Here is a 22,773-nt window from a genome sequence, read left to right on the forward strand (position 1 = left end):
CTTTTTTAGATAAAATGTAAACTTTAATTTTAAAATAAGAGTTACTTTATGAATAGATATTTTTTACTACTGCTTTTTCCACTCCTGCTTAGTGCTAACTTAACATTTGCTGTAAACCACAACAAAGAAGTAGCCCTTTTAGAATCTTTCGATATTGATCCATCTTTTATTTATGATCCTGTTATGAACAAGATGAGAAATAAAAAAACAGCTATTTATAAAAATAAACATTTTTTTAAAGCAATGGATAAGGCTTATATCTTTATTCCTGCAATTAAAAGAATTTTAGCTGAAAATGATATTCCTGCAGAGTTTTTGTATTTGGCAATGGCTGAATCAAACTTTTCAACAAGAGCATACTCTAAAAAAAGAGCTTCTGGACTTTGGCAATTTATGCCAAGAACAGGTAAACAGTACGGACTTAAAATAGATAAATATGTTGATGAAAGAAGAGACCTTGTAAAATCAACTGAAGCAGCAGCTAAATATCTGTCACATCTACATAAAAGATTTGGCAAATGGTATTTAGCAGCAATTGCTTACAATTGTGGTGGTGGCAGATTAAGTAAAGCCATAAAAAAAGCAAAAAGTGATGAACTTTCTGTATTGCTAAACTCAAAAAAAAGATATATTCCAAGTGAGAGTAGATTTTATATACGCAAAATTATTGCTCTCGCAATGGTTGGGCAAGATGAGCAATATTTAATGAATAGTGAGTATGAGCATCTTCTTAACCGTGCAAACGCTTACTCGATTTCAACTGTACAACTATCTAGCGGCGAATCATTAAGAAGGGTTTCAAAAATAGTAGGCATTCCTTTAAAAGAATTGAAAAAGCTAAATAGACATCTTAAGTATGATTTTGTTCCACCATACGAAAAAGCATATGATATTTATATACCATATGTAAAGTTAAATGAATTTAAAAGAAATTATCGTCCAGAACCAATACGAAATATATATAAAATTCATGTAGTCAGAAGTGGGGATAACCTGTCTAAAATAGGTAAAAAATATGGCGTTTCCTACAGAGTTATCATGGATTTTAATAAACTTAAACATTCAAGATTACGCTTAAAACAAAAGCTTGTTATTCCAATAGATAGTAGGAAAAAATTTAAAACGATAAGCACAAGACACTATTACATGGTAAAAAGAGGAGACACTTTAGAATCCATTTCAAAAGCACATAAAGTTAGTGTTACTAACTTAAAACTTCAAAATCATCTCAAAAGCAGTCTTATTAAAATTGGCGATAGGTTAAAAATAAATGAGTAGATTTTTTTATATTATTTTTCTAGTAATTATTTTATTTTTTACTGCTTGCAGTACTAGAAGTAAAAGAGTTTACAATGATGCTCAATATAGCGCTCCTAAATCGTATTCTTCAAACTATAGTTCAAAAATTGATAAAAAGACATACTCTCATCCAACGATGAAACCTTATGTTATAAGGGGAATCAGATATTATCCAACAGTTGTAAGCGTTGGAGATAGATTTAGTGGACGAGCTAGCTGGTACGGTCCTGATTTTCACGGTAAACATACCTCTAATGGTGAAAGATACAATATGTATGATATGACAGCAGCACACAAAACTTTACCTATGAACACCATAGTAAAAGTTACAAATCAAAGCAATGGTTTGAGCATTATTGTTAGAATTAACGATAGGGGACCTTTTGTAAATAGCAGAATTATAGATTTATCTAAAAAGGGGGCTGATAAAATCAATATGATAGCAACAGGGACAGCTCCTGTTGAACTTGAGATTTTAGGCTTTGAGACTAAAGGTAAAAAAAGAATACCAACGAAAAAAGAGTTAAAAAAAGCTCCTCAAAAGAAGTCCATTTCTGGTTTTGCTATTCAAATAGCATCTTTTTCAAACATAGATGGGGCCTTAAAAATACAAGAAGCTTTTGATAAAAAAGATGGCTACTCAACAGTTATAAAAGATATGGAGACAGAAAGTGGCAGAACTTTTAAAGTTTGGCTAAAAGGTTTCAAGAGTGAACAAGAAGCAAGAGACTACAAAGCTCAAGGGCATTTTAAAAATGCATTCATAGTACGAGAGGAATAAAAATATGATAAATAAAACAAGAAAAACAAAAGAAACAGATATTACGATTTCATTAGAGTTATACGGAAAAGGACAAAGCAATATAGATACTGGTGTTGGTTTTTTAGATCACATGCTAGTAAGCTTTTCTAAACACTCACTTATTGATATGAATGTAAAGTGTGTAGGTGATACTCATATAGATGATCACCATAGCGTAGAAGACATTGGAATCGTTCTTGGATCTTTAATAGCAGATGCTATCTATCCAGTTGCCCATATAGAGAGATTTGGCAGTGCTACTATTGTAATGGATGAAGCATGTGTATCTTGTGACTTAGACCTTAGCAATAGACCATTTTTAGTTTATGAGTCAGATGTAACTGGAAAAGTAGGAGGCTTTGATACTGAACTTGTTGAAGAGTTTTTTAGAGCTTTTGTGTTAAATGCAAGAATAAGTACGCATATCATAATGCTCAGAGGAAGAAATAAACATCATATTATTGAAGCGTCTTTTAAAGCACTGGCGGTTGCCATTCGTCGTGCAATTACAAAGAATGAAAGAATTGGTATTCCAAGCACCAAAGATGTACTATGATAAAACTAATTGTTTTAGATGTTGATGGTTGTTTAAGTGATGGTAAACTTATCTATTCAGCAGAGACAATCGAAAGTAAAGTTTTCAATGTAAAAGATGGACTTGGGATTACTACATGGATTAAGCTTGGTAATAGAGTCGCAATAATAACAGGTAGAAAGTCAAGTATTGTTAAAAAACGTTCGGATGAACTTGGTATACAGCATCTTTTTCAAGGTATAAAAGATAAAGATAGAGTTTTAAAAGAATTAATAGACTCTCTTGATTTAAAATACTATGAAGTTGCAGCAATTGGTGATGATTTAAATGATTATAATATGCTAAATTTAGTAGGAAGAAGTTTTACTCCCAACGATGGAGTGAAAGAGATAAGAAAAACGGTAAATAAAGTCTTAGCAAGTGATGGTGGCAATGGTGCCGTCAGAGAGATGATAGATATTCTTGTTGATGAAAACAATCAAAGAGATGACTTTATGAAAGTTTGGATATAAGGCGACACCTACTTGAATATAAATATATTTTTTTTAGCAATTTTAGCAGGTTTACTAATGATATTTCTTGGCTTTAAACCACTTGATATTAAACAACAAGAGTTTATTGATGTCCCAGTTTTTCAACTTAACTCGTTTACTCTTCATGAGTTTGATGACAAAAGTTTAGTTACATTAATGAAAGGGGCAAAAGGAACAAGATACGCAGATAGGTACGAAGTTTCAAATATTGACTATACAGATAATTCAAAAAAGTATATCGCAAATATGCGTGCTGACAATGGGCTATACAGAGATATTGATGATAATGTTGATTTAAAAGGTAATGTATTTTATAATAGAGAAGATGGTTTGATTTTCGAGACTCAAGAAGCGACATACAGCAAAAAAACATCTATTGCAAAAACGAGAACCTCCTATGTTATGCATAGAGGTTTAAATAGAGCAACAGGTAGTGACCTTGAGTACAACAATAAAACAAATAAAATTAAATCAAAAAATATAAAAATAAATTATAAACTAAAAGAGAAAAAATGAACAAATGCTTAATAATTTTAATAATTTTTTTGACAATATCTTTAACAGCAAGCGAGTTAAAGATAAAAGCAAGTCAATTTAATGCTGATGAGAACAAAGGTATATCGATATTTCAAGGAAATGTAAATATTAAAAAAGGTTCAGATGAACTAAATGCAACAAAAGTTACTGTATTCACCAATAAAAAGCATCAACCAACAAAGTTCATAGCAGTAGGTAATGTTTCTTTTTATATCATGACTAAACAAGGTGCTATATATCGTGGTAAAGCAGAAAGAGCCATATATATGCCTCTGATTAAAGAATATCATTTTTTTAAAAATGTTCACTTAACTCAAGTTGATGAAAAAAAAGAAATTATTGGCGAAGAGGTTGTTCTAAAAACAACAGAAGGTAAGGCATATGCCAAAGGTGCAACAAAAGAACCAGTTATTATGATTTTTAAAATGTCATCGCAAGAGGAACAAAAATGATAGAAATAGTTGAATCAAAATTTATAACATCTGCCCCAAATATAGAAGGAGCACCAGATGTTCAAGAGCAAAATGAAGTTGTATTTATGGCACGCTCAAATGTTGGAAAAAGTTCTTTACTTAACGCATTAACAAACCATAAAGGACTTGCAAAAGTATCTTCAACACCTGGTAAAACAAGACTTATAAACTATTTTGATGTAACTTTTATAAATAGAGAAGACTCTGTCAAAAGCCTTGCAAAGTTTGTAGATTTACCAGGTTTTGGATATGCTAAAGTTTCAAAATCAATAAAATACGATTGGGAGAAGAACTTGACTGATTATATTTCACAAAGAGAACAAATTAAACTTTTTATACATCTGATTGATTGTAGACATCCGCATCTAGACATTGACACTTCAGTAAGTGAGTTTTTGTTTAACAATCGAAGGGAAAATCAGTATATATTACAAATATTTACAAAAATAGATAAGTTAAACCAAAAAGAGCAGAATGCACTTAGAAGGCAGTTCCCAGATGCCATGATGGTATCTAGTTCAAAAAAAAGAGGGATGCAAAAAGCTATAAAAGTTATTTATGAGATACTAAATGATTAACTATCAAAAAGCTAAACTCAGTAATATTACCAAAATGCAAGAACTTGTTAGTCCAGAAATTGAATCTGGAATAATTCTAAACAGAACAGACGATGAAGTATCAACAAATATAAGATCCTACACCTTATGTTTAGATGACGAAAAAATAGTTGGTTTTTGTGCTCTTCATATACATACTCAGTATTTAGGAGAAATCAGGTCTTTAGTTGTTAGGGAGAGCGAAAGAGGTAAAAAAATAGGCAAAAAACTAGTTGAACAATGCTTAGAAGAAGCTAAAAATTTAAAGCTTCAAAAAGTTTTATCTTTGACTTATAAGCAAAGCTTTTTTGAAAAGTTAGGTTTTATAGAAATTTCTAAAGATTCTATCCCCGAACATAAGATTTGGGCTGATTGTATTAAATGTAAACATTTTCCAGTATGCAACGAAGTATCATTAATCAAAGCCCTCTAGCACCTTTCGTCTATGTGCTGTTATTTATAGCATACGAAAGTCTAAGCAGCATCTATTTATTTCTTCCTCCACTTTTTGCTATTCTTTTTGTATTTTTTATAAATGCTGTCAAAAAAGAAGATGGTGTTGAAATATTTTTAATATCTTTATGTCTCCTCGTATATGAATCACAAATGGGATTTCCTGTTTTTAGTTCTATAATATATTTTGGTATGATTTATAAATTTGTAATGCCTAAGTTAAAAAAGAACTTTGATTGTAGATCTTGCATTAAAGTAGCATCTGTTATATTATCTTATTTTGGGTTTTATCTTTTTCTTGTGCTTGTTTCAAATATTTTCTTAATTCCAATGCCATCAATTAATTATTACATGCTTTACTACATAGTAATTGAATTTTTTATTGTGAGTATTTTATGAAAATTAAATTTATACTTACTATTTTTATATCTATTTGGTTAGCTCTAATCGTAAGAATTTTTTTTCTTGCGGTTGAGTCAAATAGTTACTATGAAAAACTATCTTATTCTAATACTATAAAAAGTGAAAAAATAGTCCCTGTTAGAGGTGAGATAGTAGATAGGAACAACAGACCAATAGCTATTAACAGATTAGGATTCAAGATACAACTTCGTCCACACTTGCGCCTAAAAAAGAATATAGCCTCTTTTAATGAGGAAATAGATAATTTATTAAAATTATTACCTTCTTTGAAAAAAGATAAATTGATAAAAAATTATATAAAAAAAGATTCTTATTACAATCATAATTACATAGATATTGTTCACTTTATTACATACAAAGATATTATGCCAGTATATTCAATACTCAGCTTAAGAGATAAGATAAAAATAGTTCCTGCCCCTAAACGGCACTATCCATACGGAAAAGTTGGCGCACATATGATAGGCTATGTTTCTCGTGCAAATAAAAAAGATATAAAAGATGATAAGCTCTTAGAGCTAATCGGCTATATAGGAAAAACTGGTATTGAAAAATCGTATAACAATTATTTACAGGGTAACGCAGGACTTAGAAAAATAAAAGTTAATGCTAACAATCAGGAAATACAAGAATTATCTAACATTCTAGCAGATGAGGATAGAAAACTAACTCTTGCAATAGATATTGAACTTCAAAAATATATATCATCATTATTTAAAAAGAAAGCTGGTGCAGTTATTGTTATGGGTGTGGATGGGAAAATATTGTCTGCAAGTAGTTTTCCAGAATATGATTTAAATACTTTTGTATCTGGAATATCTCATAAAATGTGGAATAAACTCTCAACAAATCTTGATAAACCGTTTACAAATAAACTTATAAACGGGCTATATCCTCCAGGATCAACAATAAAAACAGGCTTAGGATTACTTTATGCGACCACAGAAATAGATAGCAAGTGGAGTGTTGATTGTAGGTCATCAATGCCATTAGGTAAGCGTGTATTTAGATGCTGGAAGAAAAAAGGACATAGAAAAACAAGTCTAAAAAAAGCTATAAGAGAGAGTTGTGATGACTATTTTTATAAAGGCAGCCTTCAAGTTGGTATAAAAAAAATGAGTGAAGGTTTACTAAGATATGGTCTAGGTAAAAAAACAGGCGTTGATTTACCAAATGAGTTCATTGGTATTGTTCCTTCTCGTGAATGGAAAAAGAAAAAATATAATCGTCCTTGGTTTATAGGAGAAACAGTTAATACCTCTATAGGGCAAGGAGATTTTTTAGTAACACCTATGCAAATAGCTCAATTTACAGCACTTATGGCAACATCAAAGCTCCCAACACCGCATTTTGCAACGATGATTGGAGATAAAGAATTAAATCCACCATCAAAAGATATATTGAATGAAAAAGAGTTAAAAAAACTACCTCTAATACAAAGAGCAATGTATGAAGTATGTAACTATCCAAAAGGTACGGCAACACAATACCTTAGTTCAAAAGTCACAATAGCAGGTAAGACAGGAACGGCACAGGTTGTTACAATTTTGCAAGATATAGAAGAAAGAGTGTTAGAGCATGAGATGTCTTATTATAGCCGTTCTCACGCTTGGTTTACATCTTATGGCCCATATAAAAATCCTCAGTATATTGTTTTAGTTATAGTAGAGCATGGCGGACACGGTGGATCAGCAGCTGGTAAAATTGTATCTAAAATATACAATAGACTGTTAAAGCTGAAATATATTAAACAATAACATTTTGTAAAAATAACGCTAGTATAATTAGTAAAAAAATTGCTCCTGCTTTGTTATAAAGCTTATTTGCCAAAATAAATAGAAGCGTTATAGACGCTGCTACTAAAATTAACATATCAAATTTTGTTGATATTAGATCAACAGTAAGTGGGTTAATTAGAGAAGCTCCACCTAAAACCATTGAAAAATTTGCAACATTTGAGCCTATTATATTTCCGATGCTCATTTCAGCATTGCCTTTTTTTACCGCCACTATAGATACAACAAGCTCAGGTAAAGAAGTTCCTAAAGAGATTAAAAATATTCCTATTATCCATTCACTTATTCCAAAAACTCTAGCTATATCTGTTCCGCTTTCTATAACAAAATTTGCACCACTAATAGTTAAAGCAAAACCAATCATTAGCAATATGATGGTTTTACCCCATTTAAATTTTTCTTTCGCTAAATCTTCATCAACAGAATTTTCCAAATCATCTTTAGAATCACTAAATAAAAATACTATGTATGAAAGCATAAGAAGAAGATATAGAATCCCATCAACTCGACCAATTACACCATCTTGAACCATAATAAAGAAAAATACAAGAGGAACAATAACCCAAGCACTATCTTGAGCAAAAAGATTTCTTTTTGGATGCATTTTTTTACTTATTAAAAATACTATTCCTAAAACAAGAGTAATATTGAAAATCACACTTCCTACTACATTTGCGACCGCCATATCGCTCTTACCTTGAGAAGAAGCCATCATAGATGCTGCCATTTCTGGTAAAGAGGTGCCAAATGCTATGAGAGTTGCACCAATCACAAACTGTGATATATTAAAATGCAGAGCAATTCTTTCAGACTCTTTTATTATAAAATCTGCTCCATAAATTAGAGCAGACATTGCAACAATAAAAATTATAAAATCCATTTTTTAACCTTGTGTTCTTGTTATTAAGCTTTTTGGCAAGTTAAATTCATTTATTAACCTTGTTTCTTCTTTTCTCATCTCTCCGTTATCTATTTCATGGTCAAAACCTAAGAGATGAAGCATACCGTGAATAAAAAGAAGATTTAATTCATCATTATTTGTATGACCTAATTTACTAGCTAAGTCTTTTACATGAGAGGAAGATATCACGATGCTTCCGAGTGGACTCATCGGCATCTCTTCATAAGGGAAACTTAAAACATCTGTTGATTTATCTATATTTCGATGAAGTTTATTTATATTTTTAATTTCATCTTCTTCAACAATAAGTAGCTCTATTTCTTTCCCTGTGAGTTTTTTAACAATAGTATTTAAAAATGATTCATCTATTTTAAGTGAGGTTCTATTATCTAAGTCAATCATAAAAAGGATTATATCCAATAAGACTTAGATTTTGTAAAAAATTTTAACCGATAAGGTTTAAGCTATTTCCAATACCTGTTTTTTGTGCATTCGTCTGTTTTGATTGTTCAGTTGCGCTTTCAATAATCTTTTCAACTTGTTTTTCTTGAACATCAACAGCTTTTTCTAAAGGGGTTCCTCCAGATTCTACTGGTGTTTGTTGTGAGGAAGATGATACATCCATAATTATCTCCTTTTATGTATTATAACTCATTATATTATTTGTTTGTTTTAATAAAGATTAAAAATATATGTTAAAATTCTTTTATGAAAAAAGATAATAAAAAAGCATTATGCGTAATGAGCGGTGGCATGGACTCAACACTTAGTGCATATATGATGAAAGAAAGTGGATATGACATAATTGCTCTTCATTTTAACTATGCACAAAGAACACAAAAAAAAGAACTAGAGTGTTTTTATAAAATATGTAAAAGTTTAAATGTAAAAGAAAAATATGTTTTAGATTTAGATTTTTTCTCTAAAATTGGTGCTTCTGCTTTAACTGACAAAAAAATTGATATTCCAACTGCTGGAATAGAAGAAGGTGTTCCTATCACTTATGTTCCTTTCAGAAATGGTATTTTTTTAAGTATGGCAGCAGCTATCGCTGAAAAAGAAGGTGCTAGTGTTATTAGCATAGGAGTGGTTGAAGAAGATAGTAGTGGTTATCCTGATTGTAGAGAATCATATATAAAAAGTATGGAACACTCTATAAACTTAGGCACAAAAGATGAAACAAATATAGAAATAAAAATGCCATTAGTTCATTTGCAAAAATCTCAGATAGTACATCAGGCGTTAGACTTAATGGTTCCTCTTGAATTTACTTGGAGTTGTTATAAAAATGAAGATAAGGCCTGTGGAGTTTGCGATAGTTGCAGACTTAGGCTAAATGGTTTTAAATTAGCTGGAGTTAAGGACCCTATTGATTACGAATAATATAAAGTTTAAAGATTTAGATATTGTGCATGTGCATAACAAAAGATTAAAACATAGCTATATCAACATAAATTCAGATGCTAAAGTAATAGTAAAAACATCATCGGCATCTATACTTTATGTGCAGGATTTGCTCTTAAAAAAAGAAAAATGGATAAGAAAACAACTTCAAAGCAAAAAAGAAACTAAAATTATAAAAATAAATCTTGAAGATGAAGTTTTACTTTTTGGAGAGATTTATAGCGTAGATGCCTCGGAAGCCGAAGGACTGCGTAAACTACTTCATCGCTTAAGAAAGCCAAATCTAGATACCATCACTAGGCGCTACGACAAATTTTATAAACTTTATTCACAAATATACCTAAAACAAAGAGTTGAGTATTTTGCAAATATCATGAATTTAAAATATTCTGAGATTAAATATAAAAAAATGCGAAGCAGATGGGGTAGTTGTAGCTCACAAGGCATCATAACTTTAAATACACAGCTTTTAAAGCTAAAAAAAAAGCAAATCGACTATGTTGTAGTCCATGAACTAGCACATCTAAAGTTCATGAATCATTCAAAAAAATTTCACGATTTAGTTTCACAGTATATATCAGATTCAAAAAATATAAGGCATGAAATAAGGCATAGGCAAAATTTTACTTTTTAGGTTTAAAATACTCTAAATGATACTTACTAGATGGTGACCACATCATCCAACCGCTTGTATTAATATCTCTGCTTGCTCGCATCTGTTCATTTACTTCAAATTTTCTATAGTGTTTTCTTGTATGCGCATAATCTTTAAAGTATTGAAGCCAAGGTCTAATTCTTTGTGGATTAATCCTATCTTGAACATTTTTAATACTTCTATATATAACAATATACGGTTCCTCAGATGGAGCGTCCAAGCCAAATGAACCACTTGCAAAACCGGAAGGGTAGAGCATTGGTGAAATATAATCACTATACTTTGAAAGGGACTCTATCTTTTGCCCAATACCACTATCTCCTTTCTCCCAACAAACATTTCCATAAGTATCTACTGATATAAACACTCCATATTTTCTAAGTTTATTTCGTGCTAATCTTAAAAAATCTTCTATTGCTTTTATACGATTTTCTTGAGTATTTTTTTTAGATAACTTCAACCATCTTTTTGCTGGAAATCTAATATAGTCAAAGTTTATCTCATCAAATCCTCTTGCAGCAGCATCCTCTGCAATAGCAACTGTATATCTATGACTTCTTTTATCAAAAGGATCAACCCATGCCATATTGTCATGGTTTCTCCAGATGCTACCATCTGTTTTTTTGATTGCATAATCTTCATTATTTGATGCTTGAAGTTCATCTTTAAAAACTACAACCCTAGCAATAGTATAGATGCCCTTAGACTTCATAAGCTTCATAAAGTTTTTAATATTTCCAATAGTTCTTTTTTCATAAGCTCCATAGCTATTTGCTTGTTTAAACGAAGTTCTATAAGAGGTGGAGCCATACTCATTTTTAACATCAACAACTATCGCATTAATCTGTGTTTCTTCAATAATTTTCAATATTTTTGCTGTTGTTTTAGAGTAAATATTTGCCCCCCAAAAAGTCAAATAAAGTGCTTTTATATTAATGGGCTCTATACTAATGGTTGTATTATTTAAGTCTTGAGTAAAGCTATAAGGTCTGTATCCATAAGCTTTAATATGATAGTTTTTTTCTTTAGAATTTATACTAAAAGAGCCATTTTCATCAGACTTTACAGTTATTTTAGAATCACTAATCATAGCTTTACGTATAGGCTTATTAGTTTTATAGTCTATTATTGTTCCACTAAATGAAGCAAAAAGAAGAGTGTGGGTTGCTATTAAAGCAAATAATAATTTTATCAAATATATTCTCTAGTTTTAAGTTGTTTTTTATAAGCATTTATCATGCCATAGAATTATACTTTATCTCTCATTTAAAAAGTAACGCAGACTTACATCGCTCCACTTTTTTGAGAGAATTAAATGCTTATCAATAGAAGTATAAACTTTTTCAAAGTCACTATTTCTTGAGCTAAGTTCGGCTATTACTTCCTTTAAAGCTTTTTTTCCAGCATCTATGACATCACTTGGGTATCGTTTTATCGATATATTTAACTTGGTAAGTTTTGCCAACGCTTGAATATTTTTGGCATGAAACTCATATGTCATGTTCGAGTTCATTTCACTTGCTGAAACTTCTATCATAGATTGGTGTTCAAAACTAAGTTTACCCCAAGATTGTTTGTTAAAAGTAAGTTCTAGAATAGAACCCGGTTCATGCCAACCAGAGTAGTAATATGGTGCGACTTTATAAAATCCCATTTTAATATCAAGCGCTGGGCCAACCCATTCAGTAGCATCTATAACACCTCTTTCAAGAGATGTATATATTTCTCCCGCAGGTAAAAGAATTGGATTAACACCCATCTTTGCAAAAACTTCTCCACCAAGACCAGGAATACGCATTTTCAAGCCTTGCATATCTTCTAAAGAATTTATGGGCTTTCTATACCATCCACCCATTTGAATGTTAGTATTACCTCCCATAAAGGGATGAAGGTTGTACTTAGCATACTGTTCTCGCCAAAGTTCCATCCCGCCTCCAAAAGTCATCCAAGAGTTAATTTCTTCTGCTGTAAAACCAAATGGAATCCCGCTATAAAGAGAAAAAGCAGAATTTTTACCTTTCCAATAATATGGACCAGAATGAAAAGCGTCTATCTGTCCACTAGAACAAGCATCAAAAACAGCAAGAGCAGGGATGAGAGTATTTTTTGGATAAAGTTTTACTTCAAGAGAACCAGAGCTAATATCCTTTAGTCTTTTAACAAATTTTTCAACGCCTGTCCCCATTATAGGAAAATTTGCAGGCCAACTAGTAGCAAGTTTTATGATTGTCTTTTTATTCTTATTTATATTAATGCGTTTTTTATTAGGTAAATCTTTTTTTATTTGTTTTGAATAATATATCGCCTGCCTATTGCTTTCATTACACCCTGAGAATGCAAGTGCTACTGATGTTGCTGAGACAGTGCTAAGAAAATTTCTACGATTCATTTTTAGTATTCATCTTCTTCTTCACTATCATATATAGCAAATTTTAAAGCTTCACAAGTTGCTTGAGTTGCTTCAATTTTTAAATCATCAAAACTAACTTTATTTTTTTGTATGTATTCTTCAAGTTCTTTTGTTGTATCAAGGTTATAGCATTTCAAAACTGCACTATCTTTTATATTCATATCTTCATATATTGTTAAAAAATCCTCAACCGTATCTGATTGAAGGAGACTATTCATATTTTCATTAAAGGGAAGCATTTTATCATTTATTTCTTCTAAAACATCTTCATCTTCAACTTCACTAATCAACTCTTGCATCTCTTTATTTATATCATTAATCGTTGTCAATATTTTTCCTTGTTATATTATTATTTGCGGAGTAACTATAACTCCGTCAGTATCAGCATAAAGATAATCTCCATCTTTAAAGCCAACTCCACCAAATGAAAGATGAATATTTCTTTCCCCACTAGTTATAGGAATATACTTTCTAGGACAAGTCCCAAGAGCATAGAGAGCAACAGGAATATCTTTTATTTGAAAAGTATCTCTGATATAACCATTTACAACAATTCCTGCATAGTTGTTTTTATGTGCAAACTTCATCAGATTTTCACCAACTACTGCAAAATAATCTTCTCTCACATCAACAACAACAACTTTTCCCTTTCCATCTTCATCACGAAGTAATTTTATTAAATCTGAATTATTTTTATCTAGTTTTATTGTTACAACTTCGCCTTTACACTTATTTGCTCCACCATAGTTTTTATATTGTGGATCAAGTACAAAAACCTTTTCTATATGCTCATCGCAAATATCTGCTGTAAAAAAGTCCATAAATATATCCTCTTTATTCAATTATGGATGTATTCTAGCACCTTATAACCTAGTTTTTACATAAATTTTGCTATCTTTACATCTATAAAATATGAATAGGTATAAAATATATGAAAGTAGTTACAGGCGTAGTTGGAAATGATATACATGTCGTTGCAAACAGACTTATAGAGCTATCTTTAAACTCAAGAGGTTTTGAAGTATTTAATCTAGGTGTAAACACCTATTTAGAAGAATTTTTTGACGCTGTTGTTGAAACTGGTGCAGATGTACTTCTTATTTCTTCACTTAATGGCGAAGCGGAAGGTTGGGCAAGAGAGGTCAAACTTTTAAAATCAAAATACAAGAGTTTAGATAATCTTGTAATGATGATAGGTGGAAACTTGGTTGTTGGAAGCGCTAGTGCTGATACAATAGTTCCAAAGTACAAAAAATATGGCTTTGATTTAGTTTTTCATCAAGTAGATTTAAACACTGGACTAGACACCTTAGAAGAGTTTTTAAAAGAGAGAAATAAATAATGAGTTTGCTCCAAGAAGAAAGAGAAATAATACTAAACAATGAATTTGTAGATAGTTTTGACTTCGCAGAAGTTGAAGACTTTGTACGAAATGCAAGTAAAGACCTGTTTATTTCACATGCTTTTAAAACACAAAAGAAAATGTTAGTTCAACCTCGTGGTGGTTTCCCAACTTATAAAAAGCAATACGCTTTAAATGAGTTTTTCATCGAAGCAAATGTAGATGTATTACCACTAACTATTGATTCAAATACTAGACTTAATGACTATGCTACTGCTAAAAAGATGCTTCGCCTTAGTGAAGAAAATGAAGTAGACATGCTAAACGGTTATCCTTTGGTAAATCATGGATATAGAACCACAAGAAAGATGATAACACACTTCAACAAGCCTGTAAGCCTAAGACATGGAACTCCAGATGCTAGACTTTTAATAGAAACTGCTATAGCATCTGGTATTTTTGAGATAGAAGGTGGACCGATTACTTATCTTCTTCCTTATTCAAAAAACTTTCCTCTTGATAAAGCATTTTTATATTGGAAATATGTTGAAAGAGTATGTGCAAACTACTCAAAACTAAATGAGCCTATAAATAGAGAATCATTTGGTCCTCTGACAGCTACTTTAGTTCCTCCTGCAATAACTATAGTTATACAAATATTAGAAATGATGCTTTCACTAGAAGAGGGTGTTAAATCTTTTTCTGTTTCTTTTTCTCAAACAGGCTCAATGAATCAAGATATCGTAATGGGAGCAGTAATTAAAAAACTCTCTCGTCATTACGCGAAACAAATAAACTGTGAAGATGCAAATATACATCTAGTTTATCACCAGTGGATGGGAGCATTCCCTACAAACAAAAACTTTGCAGAACAACTAATCAATATGTCAACTATCATAGCATCTATGGTTGGTGCAGATAAAATAATAACAAAAACTAGAGAAGAAGCATCTGGAATTCCAACAAAAGAAGCAAATGCAAAAACTGTTGCAAATACTCAATACACTCTTGGCATACTAAATGGTCTTCCTAATATTGTAGATGCTGAGGAAGAAGAGATACTTACACTTGAGGTTCATGCTATCATGGAAGCCGTTCTTAACGACTCTGCTGATACTCTTTGGAGAAAAGTATTCAACTCTATTAAAAATGGAATCATCGATGTACCATTTTCTCCTCATATTATAAATCATAATGAAATGATTACAATAAGAGATGCCAAGAAAAATATTAGAATTATAAAAAGAGGAAATGTCCCTATACCAGATAGATGTTTTGAATACGAAAAGGCACAATGCGACCTCACAAAAGATACAACAAGTATAGTAAATGACATTATCCACGACATAGGAATCATGCAATGAGTAAACTTTTAATAGACATAGGAAGCACTTACTTTAAAGTATGCACAGAAGAAAGCATAGAGCAACACTTCAGAGATTTTAACAAAGATATACTTGATGATTTAACATATAAATGTGGTGAAACTATTCATAACTTTGAAAAAGATGATGTTTTTATTTGCTCATCTGCGAACGGAGGATTAAGCACCTTAATCATAGGAATAACAAATCTTTTTTCTCTAAAGTATGCTAAAAATATAGCCTTTAATTCTGGTATAAATATTATAGAAACAGTTTTGTATCAAAACATCAAAGAGTACTCTATTCCTAGTGATTTAATTGATGTTGTTATTGTTGCTGGAGGTATTGACTCATCTAGTTCTAAATTTGGTGATGATTTATATGATTATCTTGATAAACTAAACTACTCAAACATCGTATTTGTGGGAAGTGAAGAAGAATCTAACACATTAAATGAAAAAATAAATGACCTTATTATATTACCTAATATCATTGACAATAAACTCCATATTGTTGAGGAAAATCTTAAAGAATATCTAACAAATCTTTACCAAGCTGATATAGTTGGAAAAGAGGAAATAAAACACCTTTATGACATCACTTCAAATCAAATATTTTCTACACCTTATATTGTAAATAAAACACTGCCACTTATAAATACAAAGTTTGCTGTAGTTGACCCTTTTATCCTTATAGATATTGGTGGAGCAACAACAGATATACACTATTCAAAAGATTTAGTTGATGAGAATATAGTTACAAAAAATGAATACGACAGGCTTGTATTTAAAAAACTAGGCGTATATAAATCAAAAGAATCTTTGATTTTTGCAGCACAAAATAATGAGTTTGTATATGAGCTTTTAACATATCTAAAAGTTACAGAAAATATCTTTGAAGAGCAGAGTGAAAAAGCTACAAGAGTTTTAATGCAATTAGCTATATTTTTGGTTTTATGCAAAATGTCGCACTATAAAAAAGCCTACATAAACTTAAAACTACTCTCGATTAACTCTATCATTTTAACAGGCGGAATAACAAAAGTACTCTCTTCTTTAGAGATTGAAGACATCATCACATTTTTTTATAAAAAAATACTAAACTCAGAGCATAATCCAGCTACTATTTTAGATAGTAACTATGATATTTGGACTCTCGGAATAAAAGGAAACTAATATGTCAATAAATTGTATAAGAACATTAATTGAAGATGCACAAGTTACTCATAAAGATAAAATAGCTTTAGTTTTGAATGAAAAAAATATAACTTACGGTGAACTTTACACAAAAGTAAATCAGGTAGCTTACTATCTAAGTGAATTAAACTTACCAAAAGATTCAAGGATTGGCGTTTATTCAAACAAAGGTATAGAGCAAGTTATTGCAATTCTTGCTATTTTATCGACAGATTATATATTAGTTCCTCTTACAAAACTACTAAAACCAGAACAAATCGAGTACATCATTAATGACTGTGATATCAAATGTATAATCACAGATAAACTAAAACTCCAGAGCATTGAAGAGATAGATTTTAGTGGTCATATTATTTCGTATGAAACTACTGACAAGGAAATAGCTTCCTTTGAAGAGATTTTTAAATACTACAATAAACCTTATACTTGTGATATAAATGGGCATAACAACGCACTAATTACTTACTCTTTTGGTGTATCTGGAACTCCAAAAGGTATAGTTATTTCGCATAGAAACCTGATAGATTCTGCACGAGTCGTTTCTGGGTATTTAAACTTAAAAGAAGATGATGTTATTTCTGGTTTACTGATTTTCAACCTTGACTATGGGTTAAATCAAATTTTTTGTACGCTTTATAAAAGGGCAACTTTAGCTTTGCATAGATTTATACTAGCAGGAGATTTTTTTAACCACATCATAGATGACAGCGTAACTATAATTCCTCTAATGCCTATAAACATAACTCAAATGTTTGATGAAGAGATACAAAGACTACCAAGTGCTGAACTTTTTGAAAATGTAAAAACAATAACTTCATCTGGAGGAAATGCCACACACAAAATGATTTCTGAGTGTAAAAAACTTTTTAAAAATGCAGATTTTTATTCAATGCATGGCTTAACTGAAGCTTTTCGTTCAACTTATCTAGATCCTTCTCAAGTTGAAATAAGACCAGACTCCATAGGTAAAGCAATTCCTGATGTTGAACTATATGTTATTGATGAGAATGGAGCTGAGTGTGGAGTTCGAGAAGTAGGGGAGTTGATTCACAGAGGTGGCTACATCTACAAAGGTTTTTGGAATGCACCTGAGCAAAATTCACAGAGATTTAAATCAATTCAAATTTTAAAAGATGTTATAAACCTAGAAGGACAACTCACAGATGAAATAGTTGTTGCAACAGGTGACTATGTATACAAAGATGAGGAAGGCTACTTCTATTTTGTTTCAAGACATGACAATATGATAAAGACTAGAGGATTTAGAGTTTCTCCACTTGAAATTGAATCTGCGGTATCAAAAAATATACCTCAAATAGAACAATGCGCAATTTTTTCAATAAACAATGAACAAATAGAAGAAGAAATAATTATGATTTATTCTTCGCCAAGTGAAATAGCACCGAAAGAGATATTATTTGAGCTTAAAAAGCATCTAGCTTCTTATATGATTCCAAGCAGAGTTATATATAAAAAGTCTCTTCCTCTGATTCAAAGTGATAAAAATAAGATAAATATAGATGAGCTAAAGAGAGAGTTAGAAGTCTAAGGTTAATTGCGTTTGTTTGATTACAGGTTGATTAAGGATTGACTTCTCTACGCCAACAATAAGGGCAAAATGAAAGCTATTTTCTTTTAGTACCGTGAAAATATCTTCTGTATTTTCATAAACAAAGACATTTATATCTTCCATTTGTTTTATATCGGACGGAATTATAAAAATTATATTTGCCCAAGATGCTCTTGTTTGTAAAAAACTTATCTCGCTATCTATAAGACTTGTATTTGGCTCAAAAATAAGAACTTTATCACTAGCTCCAAAGTTTTTAATTTCAAATTTTTTATTTGTAAAAACTGCTTCAAAATGCTCTATAGGTGTAAACTTCCTAAGTCTAAAATTGATTTTTAAATTTTTCAACAAATGTAAAAGTTCTTCAAGGTAAGGTATAAAAAATGGAGAAATCAATTGTCTTTCATAAAAAATATCATCATATATAAATGATGTTTCAAATAGTGTTTGTTCCATGATTTCTATGGGCTGTATTGCCGTTTTTGGTAAGGTTTTAATATTTGCAAACATATCTTCGTCGTTTAGAGTAGGGCAGAATAAAACTGTTGCTCTATCTTCTAGATGCCAAAGAGATTTAAAAATAGTTTTAATATTTCCACTAAGAACTAAAAAATTTGTTTGCGTTATGACTTGAAGAGCAAGCTTTAAAATTATTTCATTACACTCATACGCTACAATCTCTTTTTCTATTAGTTTAAATCGTAAAAGTCTTTTTAAAGCATCATCGAGATTAGTAACCTCTATCCAAGCAATTTCACTATCACTTACTTGCGTTACTTTGTCAAAGACAATACCATAAGCACCATTTTGTACTGCGATATCTACATCTTCAACATCGAAGTTAAAAAAAAGATCACCTCTTTTTACTTTATGTGCTTCAAAAACAATATTTTCAAAATTACTTACACATGGTTCATTAACAAGTTTCGCGCGAGTAAGTGCTAGGAAGTTTTCTAGTCTCATCCAATAGGTGTGCCTGCCTTTTTAGGTTTTTCAGGTCTAACTAAACATAGACCATCTTCATCTTTAGCAGCAAGAAGCATTCCTTCTGACATCATTCCCATTAATTTCGCTGGTTTTAAGTTTGCTACAACACAAACCTGAGTACCAATAAGTGATTCTGCACTATAAAACTCTTTTATTCCAGCAACTACTTGTCTTGGAACATCTTCACCTAAGTCAACTTGTAGTTTTAAAAGTTTTTTACTTTTAGGAACTTCCTCTGCTTCTATGACAATACCAACTTTCAGAGATGTTTCAAAAAATTGACCTATTTCTATAAGGTTATCCAATTCTATCTCTTCTTTCTTTGCCTTCATATCTTCTTTCATTTTATCGTTTGGTTTATCATCTGGCATAGCTTTTGGAGCCTCAGGCATTAAAGGTTCGTCTACTCTAGGAAAAAGAGGAGAAACTTTTTTAATATTAAATAATTTCAATAGTTTTTTACCTAAAACAAGCTCTTTGTATCTTTCATTATTTATCTTAAAACTAAGTGCATCTGCTATTATTGCTGTTGTTTTTGGCATAACTGGACTAAGCATTATAGATGCTTTTGCTAAAATATTTGCAACAAGAGCAACAGTAGCCAAAGCCTCATCCTTTCTATCTTCCTTCATCTTTACCCAAGGAGCATGCTCTTCAATAGCTTTATTCCCAATAGCAAAAAGTTTCCATAACTCTTCTAAATATCTATGAGTTTGCATATTTTGCATAAAAGCATCTAGGTTACCGAGTGCTTCATTCATTGCATCTAGTTCTTTTGCATGATATCTTTCAACATCTACACTATCAATTTTAAAATCAGAATATTTTCCGCTCATGCCTATGATACGATTTAAAAGGTTACCTAAGTCATTGCTAAGTTCTGAGTTTATTCTATCAATAAATGCGCGTTGAGAAAAATCTCCATCTTGGCCAAATGGAACTTCTCTAAGCATGAAATATCTTAAATTTTCAACGCCATAAGCATCTGAAACCTCTTTTGGAGATATAACATTGCCTTTTGATTTACTCATTTTTTCGCCATCTCTAGTCCACCATCCATGAGCACCAATATGCTTAGGAAGAGGTAATCCAAGACTCATCAAAAATGCAGGCCAATAAATAGCATGAAAACGAAGAATATCTTTACCTACAAAATGTGTAGATGCTGGCCAATATTTCATATCTGCTTCATCTTTTCCATATCCTAAAGCTGTTATATAGTTCATCAAAGCATCTAGCCAAACATACATAACATGGTTCTTATCATTCATTGATTTTGGTAGCTCAACACCCCATGTAAAAGAGGTACGAGTAACAGAAAGGTCACGAAGTCCACCTTTTACAAAGTTAATCACTTCATTTGCACGAGAACGAGGAAGAATAAAATCAGGGTTATCTTTGTAATGCTTTAGCAGCGCATCCTCATATTTAGATAATTTAAAAAAATAACTTTCTTCCTTTACGGTACTGGTAGCTCTACCGCAATCAGGACAAAATTCACCATCTATAAGTTGTGTTTCTGGGAAAAAAGTTTCACAACTTACGCAGTAGTGACCTTCATAAAAATCTTTATAAATATCGTCTTTAGCGTGCATTACTTCAAAAGCTTTTTGTACACCTACTTTATGATCTGCATCTGTAGTTCTAATAAATTTATTATAATCTATTTCAAACTCATCCCATAAGTTTTTAAAAGTAGCACTTATCTCATCTGCAAATTCTTGAGTAGGTTTATTGTTTTTTTGTGCAGATTCTTCGATTTTCTGACCATGCTCATCTGTTCCAGTTAAAAAATAAGTGTCATACCCTAGTAGTTTTTCATATCTAGTCATAGTATCAGCAATAAATGTTGTGTAAGCATGCCCAATATGAGCTTCCCCATTAACATAATAAATAGGAGTTGTTATATATTTATTCAAAATTATTTTCCTTAATTTTTTTTATTATTAAAATTCGAATCCGCCTGTTTTGCCTTTAGACATGCTGTTATAAACAGACTTTATATAGTCGTTTCTTAACTTACAAGGCAGATACTCTTCACAAAAACTACAAGTCTTTAAAGCTTTATGCTCTTGACAAGTTTGAATCTCTTTTATCATTTCATCTAGATGAAGTTCAAACTTATCTGCTTCTTGATTATGCGTTTCTTGCATAAACTTCTTTTACTCTAGCTATCTCATACTTTGAACCAAAAAAGCATGGCGAAGTATCATGAATGTGCTTGTATCCAAGCTCCATCAAATCGACTTTACCATCGATTGCCTCTCCACCAGCAGTATTATATATAAAAGCAAAAGGGAATACTTCAAATAATTTACGAAGTTTTCCACTTGGAACATCACTCGTGGCAGGGTAACTAAATAGACCACCACCTTTAAGTAAAATCTGGTGTAAATCTGGAACCATACCCCCTGAATATCTAAGACGATAACCTTCGGCAAACAATCCATCAACCATCTCTTTATGGTAGCTTGGCCAATTTTTCTGAGTGCCACCTGGAGCATTTAATTTGCCTTTTTCATTTAGGCGTATCTCTTTTACAAATTCAAAACTTTCACCTTGAAGTAGATGAAGTTTTGTTTTATTGTGAGCAAAAACCATCTCAACACGAGGTCCAAAAATAACATAGCAAGAGGCAATCATATTTTTTGCCCCAAAAGCATTTTCATAGATGCCAAAGATAGAACCAACGCTAAGATTTACATCTACCAAAGAAGAACCATCTAGTGGGTCGTAGGCTATAAAATACTTACCATCTTTATGAAGTAGCATCTCTTTTTCTTTTTCTTCACTTGCAATAGTATGAATAGATGCTACTTTTGAAAACTCTTCTTCTATAATCATATCGCATTGAATATCAAGCTGAAGTTGAGTTTCTCCAGATGCATTTGCTTGTTGAGAATATCCTATATCCTTTACATCAATAGCTTTTTTAATTCTTTTTGCAGTTTTTTGAATCGCTTCAAATATATCAGTCATTTATACTTCCTTCGCATTTTTTAGTATCCAAGATATAACATCTTCACAATTATTTAAGTCTAATATATCAACATTACTTGGTATGTCATACTCAGCTGTATAAATGCTATCATCAATTGCTAAAGCATTCATATATGGAAAATAATCACTATCTAATCTATCTCTAAATATACTAATTCGTGGTAAAGCTAAAGTTTTCAATCCTTCAACCAACAATATATCAAACTTATCAAATAAACGAATCATTTCATCTAAATCTTTGTTTCTTTTTGAAAAGTAAGTTGTTCTAGCAGGGGAGGTTACAATTACCTCGGCTCCTGTATCAGAAAATTTATAACTATCTTTACCAACCACATCAAAACTTGCCTTATCGCTAGGATCATGCTTTATTATAGCTACTTCTTTTTTATACTCATGGATTAATTTTCTTGCTACTTTTAATATAAGAGTAGTTTTTCCACTATTTGAGGGACCTGTAAATGCTACTGCTAATCTTTTTTTCAATTTTATATCTTTAA

Annotated in this window: 28 protein-coding genes; 16 read left to right on the forward strand and 12 right to left on the reverse strand. The window is 31.2% G+C overall.

What is annotated here, in order from left to right:
• Nucleotides 1-48: 48 nt before the first annotated feature.
• From MOV42_RS07015 to mrdA, 10 genes are read left to right on the forward strand one after another with little or no spacing between them, the layout of a single operon-like run.
• The gene (locus MOV42_RS07015; RefSeq protein ID WP_324170483.1) at nt 49-1,278 is read left to right on the forward strand and encodes a lytic transglycosylase domain-containing protein; all 1,230 of its coding nucleotides are present in this window, start codon (nt 49-51) and stop codon (nt 1,276-1,278) included.
• Nucleotides 1,271-2,080, forward strand: coding sequence for a septal ring lytic transglycosylase RlpA family protein (locus tag MOV42_RS07020; RefSeq protein ID WP_324170484.1), 810 nt, complete (start codon nt 1,271-1,273; stop codon nt 2,078-2,080). The genes MOV42_RS07015 and MOV42_RS07020 overlap by 8 nt, the downstream gene beginning before the upstream one ends.
• Before the next feature lie 4 nt (nt 2,081-2,084).
• Nucleotides 2,085-2,657, forward strand: a complete 573-nt coding sequence (gene hisB, locus MOV42_RS07025; protein WP_324170485.1) for an imidazoleglycerol-phosphate dehydratase HisB — start codon at nt 2,085-2,087, stop codon at nt 2,655-2,657.
• Nucleotides 2,654-3,148, forward strand: a complete 495-nt coding sequence (locus MOV42_RS07030) for a KdsC family phosphatase (RefSeq protein ID WP_324170486.1) — start codon at nt 2,654-2,656, stop codon at nt 3,146-3,148. Before hisB ends, MOV42_RS07030 begins: the two co-directional genes overlap by 4 nt.
• 12 nt (nt 3,149-3,160) lie before the next feature.
• Entirely contained in the window at nt 3,161-3,685 is a 525-nt protein-coding gene (gene lptC / locus MOV42_RS07035; protein WP_324170487.1) for an LPS export ABC transporter periplasmic protein LptC, read from the forward strand.
• Nucleotides 3,682-4,158 (forward strand): lipopolysaccharide transport periplasmic protein LptA, encoded by a 477-nt coding sequence (gene lptA / locus MOV42_RS07040; protein WP_324170488.1) that lies wholly within the window; start codon nt 3,682-3,684, stop codon nt 4,156-4,158. The genes lptC and lptA overlap by 4 nt, the downstream gene beginning before the upstream one ends.
• Nucleotides 4,155-4,757, forward strand: coding sequence for a ribosome biogenesis GTP-binding protein YihA/YsxC (yihA, locus tag MOV42_RS07045; protein ID WP_324170489.1), 603 nt, complete (start codon nt 4,155-4,157; stop codon nt 4,755-4,757). The genes lptA and yihA overlap by 4 nt, the downstream gene beginning before the upstream one ends.
• A complete protein-coding gene (locus MOV42_RS07050) occupies nt 4,750-5,208 on the forward strand; it encodes an N-acetyltransferase (protein ID WP_324170490.1) in 459 nt (152 codons plus the stop codon). Before yihA ends, MOV42_RS07050 begins: the two co-directional genes overlap by 8 nt.
• Nucleotides 5,175-5,627, forward strand: coding sequence for a hypothetical protein (locus MOV42_RS07055; protein ID WP_324170491.1), 453 nt, complete (start codon nt 5,175-5,177; stop codon nt 5,625-5,627). The genes MOV42_RS07050 and MOV42_RS07055 overlap by 34 nt, the downstream gene beginning before the upstream one ends.
• A complete protein-coding gene (gene mrdA, locus MOV42_RS07060) occupies nt 5,624-7,408 on the forward strand; it encodes a penicillin-binding protein 2 (protein WP_324170492.1) in 1,785 nt (594 codons plus the stop codon). The genes MOV42_RS07055 and mrdA overlap by 4 nt, the downstream gene beginning before the upstream one ends.
• Here the strand turns inward: mrdA and MOV42_RS07065 are convergent.
• From MOV42_RS07065 to MOV42_RS07075, 3 genes are read right to left on the reverse strand one after another with little or no spacing between them, the layout of a single operon-like run.
• The gene (locus MOV42_RS07065) at nt 7,398-8,327 is read right to left on the reverse strand and encodes a calcium/sodium antiporter (protein WP_324170493.1); all 930 of its coding nucleotides are present in this window, start codon (nt 8,325-8,327) and stop codon (nt 7,398-7,400) included. The genes mrdA and MOV42_RS07065 overlap by 11 nt on opposite strands.
• Nucleotides 8,328-8,330: 3 nt before the next feature.
• Nucleotides 8,331-8,750: an rRNA maturation RNase YbeY gene (ybeY, locus tag MOV42_RS07070; RefSeq protein WP_324170494.1), complete on the reverse strand. Its 420-nt coding sequence runs from the start codon at nt 8,748-8,750 to the stop codon at nt 8,331-8,333.
• Between the two features lie 43 nt (nt 8,751-8,793).
• On the reverse strand, nt 8,794-8,973 hold the full coding sequence (locus MOV42_RS07075; RefSeq protein ID WP_324170495.1) for a hypothetical protein: 180 nt from the start codon (nt 8,971-8,973) through the stop codon (nt 8,794-8,796).
• Between the two features lie 83 nt (nt 8,974-9,056).
• Between MOV42_RS07075 and queC the strand changes: the two genes are divergently transcribed.
• Together queC and MOV42_RS07085 are read left to right on the forward strand one after the other, a co-directional pair.
• Entirely contained in the window at nt 9,057-9,731 is a 675-nt protein-coding gene (queC, locus tag MOV42_RS07080; RefSeq protein ID WP_324170496.1) for a 7-cyano-7-deazaguanine synthase QueC, read from the forward strand.
• Nucleotides 9,718-10,386, forward strand: a complete 669-nt coding sequence (locus MOV42_RS07085) for a SprT family zinc-dependent metalloprotease (RefSeq protein WP_324170497.1) — start codon at nt 9,718-9,720, stop codon at nt 10,384-10,386. The genes queC and MOV42_RS07085 overlap by 14 nt, the downstream gene beginning before the upstream one ends.
• On the opposite strand, the gene MOV42_RS07090 is transcribed toward MOV42_RS07085, so the two are convergent.
• The 4 genes from MOV42_RS07090 to rraA are packed head-to-tail and all read right to left on the reverse strand — an operon-like array spanning nt 10,376 to nt 13,638.
• Nucleotides 10,376-11,602, reverse strand: coding sequence for a putative glycoside hydrolase (locus tag MOV42_RS07090; RefSeq protein ID WP_324170498.1), 1,227 nt, complete (start codon nt 11,600-11,602; stop codon nt 10,376-10,378). The genes MOV42_RS07085 and MOV42_RS07090 overlap by 11 nt on opposite strands.
• A gap of 60 nt (nt 11,603-11,662) precedes the next feature.
• Nucleotides 11,663-12,796, reverse strand: a complete 1,134-nt coding sequence (locus tag MOV42_RS07095; RefSeq protein WP_324170499.1) for a TRAP transporter substrate-binding protein DctP — start codon at nt 12,794-12,796, stop codon at nt 11,663-11,665.
• Nucleotides 12,797-12,798: 2 nt separating this feature from the next.
• Nucleotides 12,799-13,146, reverse strand: coding sequence for a hypothetical protein (locus MOV42_RS07100; protein WP_324170500.1), 348 nt, complete (start codon nt 13,144-13,146; stop codon nt 12,799-12,801).
• A gap of 12 nt (nt 13,147-13,158) precedes the next feature.
• Nucleotides 13,159-13,638, reverse strand: a complete 480-nt coding sequence (gene rraA, locus MOV42_RS07105; RefSeq protein ID WP_324170501.1) for a ribonuclease E activity regulator RraA — start codon at nt 13,636-13,638, stop codon at nt 13,159-13,161.
• A 110-nt stretch (nt 13,639-13,748) separates the two neighbouring features.
• On the opposite strand from rraA, the gene glmS reads away from it, so the two are divergent.
• Genes glmS through MOV42_RS07125 form a run of 4 tightly spaced genes read left to right on the forward strand, consistent with a single transcriptional unit; the run spans nt 13,749 to nt 18,268 of the window.
• Nucleotides 13,749-14,159 (forward strand): methylaspartate mutase subunit S, encoded by a 411-nt coding sequence (glmS, locus tag MOV42_RS07110; RefSeq protein ID WP_324170502.1) that lies wholly within the window; start codon nt 13,749-13,751, stop codon nt 14,157-14,159.
• Entirely contained in the window at nt 14,159-15,523 is a 1,365-nt protein-coding gene (locus MOV42_RS07115) for a methylaspartate mutase (RefSeq protein WP_324170503.1), read from the forward strand. Before glmS ends, MOV42_RS07115 begins: the two co-directional genes overlap by 1 nt.
• Nucleotides 15,520-16,698, forward strand: a complete 1,179-nt coding sequence (locus MOV42_RS07120) for a glutamate mutase L (protein WP_324170504.1) — start codon at nt 15,520-15,522, stop codon at nt 16,696-16,698. Before MOV42_RS07115 ends, MOV42_RS07120 begins: the two co-directional genes overlap by 4 nt.
• A gap of 1 nt (nt 16,699) precedes the next feature.
• Nucleotides 16,700-18,268, forward strand: coding sequence for an AMP-binding protein (locus MOV42_RS07125; protein WP_324170505.1), 1,569 nt, complete (start codon nt 16,700-16,702; stop codon nt 18,266-18,268).
• On the opposite strand, the gene MOV42_RS07130 is transcribed toward MOV42_RS07125, so the two are convergent.
• From MOV42_RS07130 to mobB, 5 genes are read right to left on the reverse strand one after another with little or no spacing between them, the layout of a single operon-like run.
• Entirely contained in the window at nt 18,257-19,252 is a 996-nt protein-coding gene (locus MOV42_RS07130) for a hypothetical protein (protein WP_324170506.1), read from the reverse strand. The two genes, MOV42_RS07125 and MOV42_RS07130, sit on opposite strands and share 12 nt — an antisense overlap.
• Complete coding sequence (gene metG, locus MOV42_RS07135) at nt 19,249-21,195, reverse strand: methionine--tRNA ligase (RefSeq protein ID WP_324170507.1); 1,947 nt, start codon at nt 21,193-21,195, stop codon at nt 19,249-19,251. Before metG ends, MOV42_RS07130 begins: the two co-directional genes overlap by 4 nt.
• A 27-nt stretch (nt 21,196-21,222) precedes the next feature.
• A complete protein-coding gene (locus tag MOV42_RS07140; RefSeq protein ID WP_324170508.1) occupies nt 21,223-21,429 on the reverse strand; it encodes a hypothetical protein in 207 nt (68 codons plus the stop codon).
• On the reverse strand, nt 21,413-22,255 hold the full coding sequence (locus MOV42_RS07145; protein WP_324170509.1) for a class 1 fructose-bisphosphatase: 843 nt from the start codon (nt 22,253-22,255) through the stop codon (nt 21,413-21,415). Before MOV42_RS07145 ends, MOV42_RS07140 begins: the two co-directional genes overlap by 17 nt.
• Entirely contained in the window at nt 22,256-22,759 is a 504-nt protein-coding gene (gene mobB / locus MOV42_RS07150; RefSeq protein WP_324170510.1) for a molybdopterin-guanine dinucleotide biosynthesis protein B, read from the reverse strand.
• Nucleotides 22,760-22,773 lie beyond the last annotated feature (14 nt).

Source organism: Sulfurimonas sp. (assembly GCF_029027405.1).
In the GTDB taxonomy this organism is placed as follows: domain Bacteria; phylum Campylobacterota; class Campylobacteria; order Campylobacterales; family Sulfurimonadaceae; genus Sulfurimonas.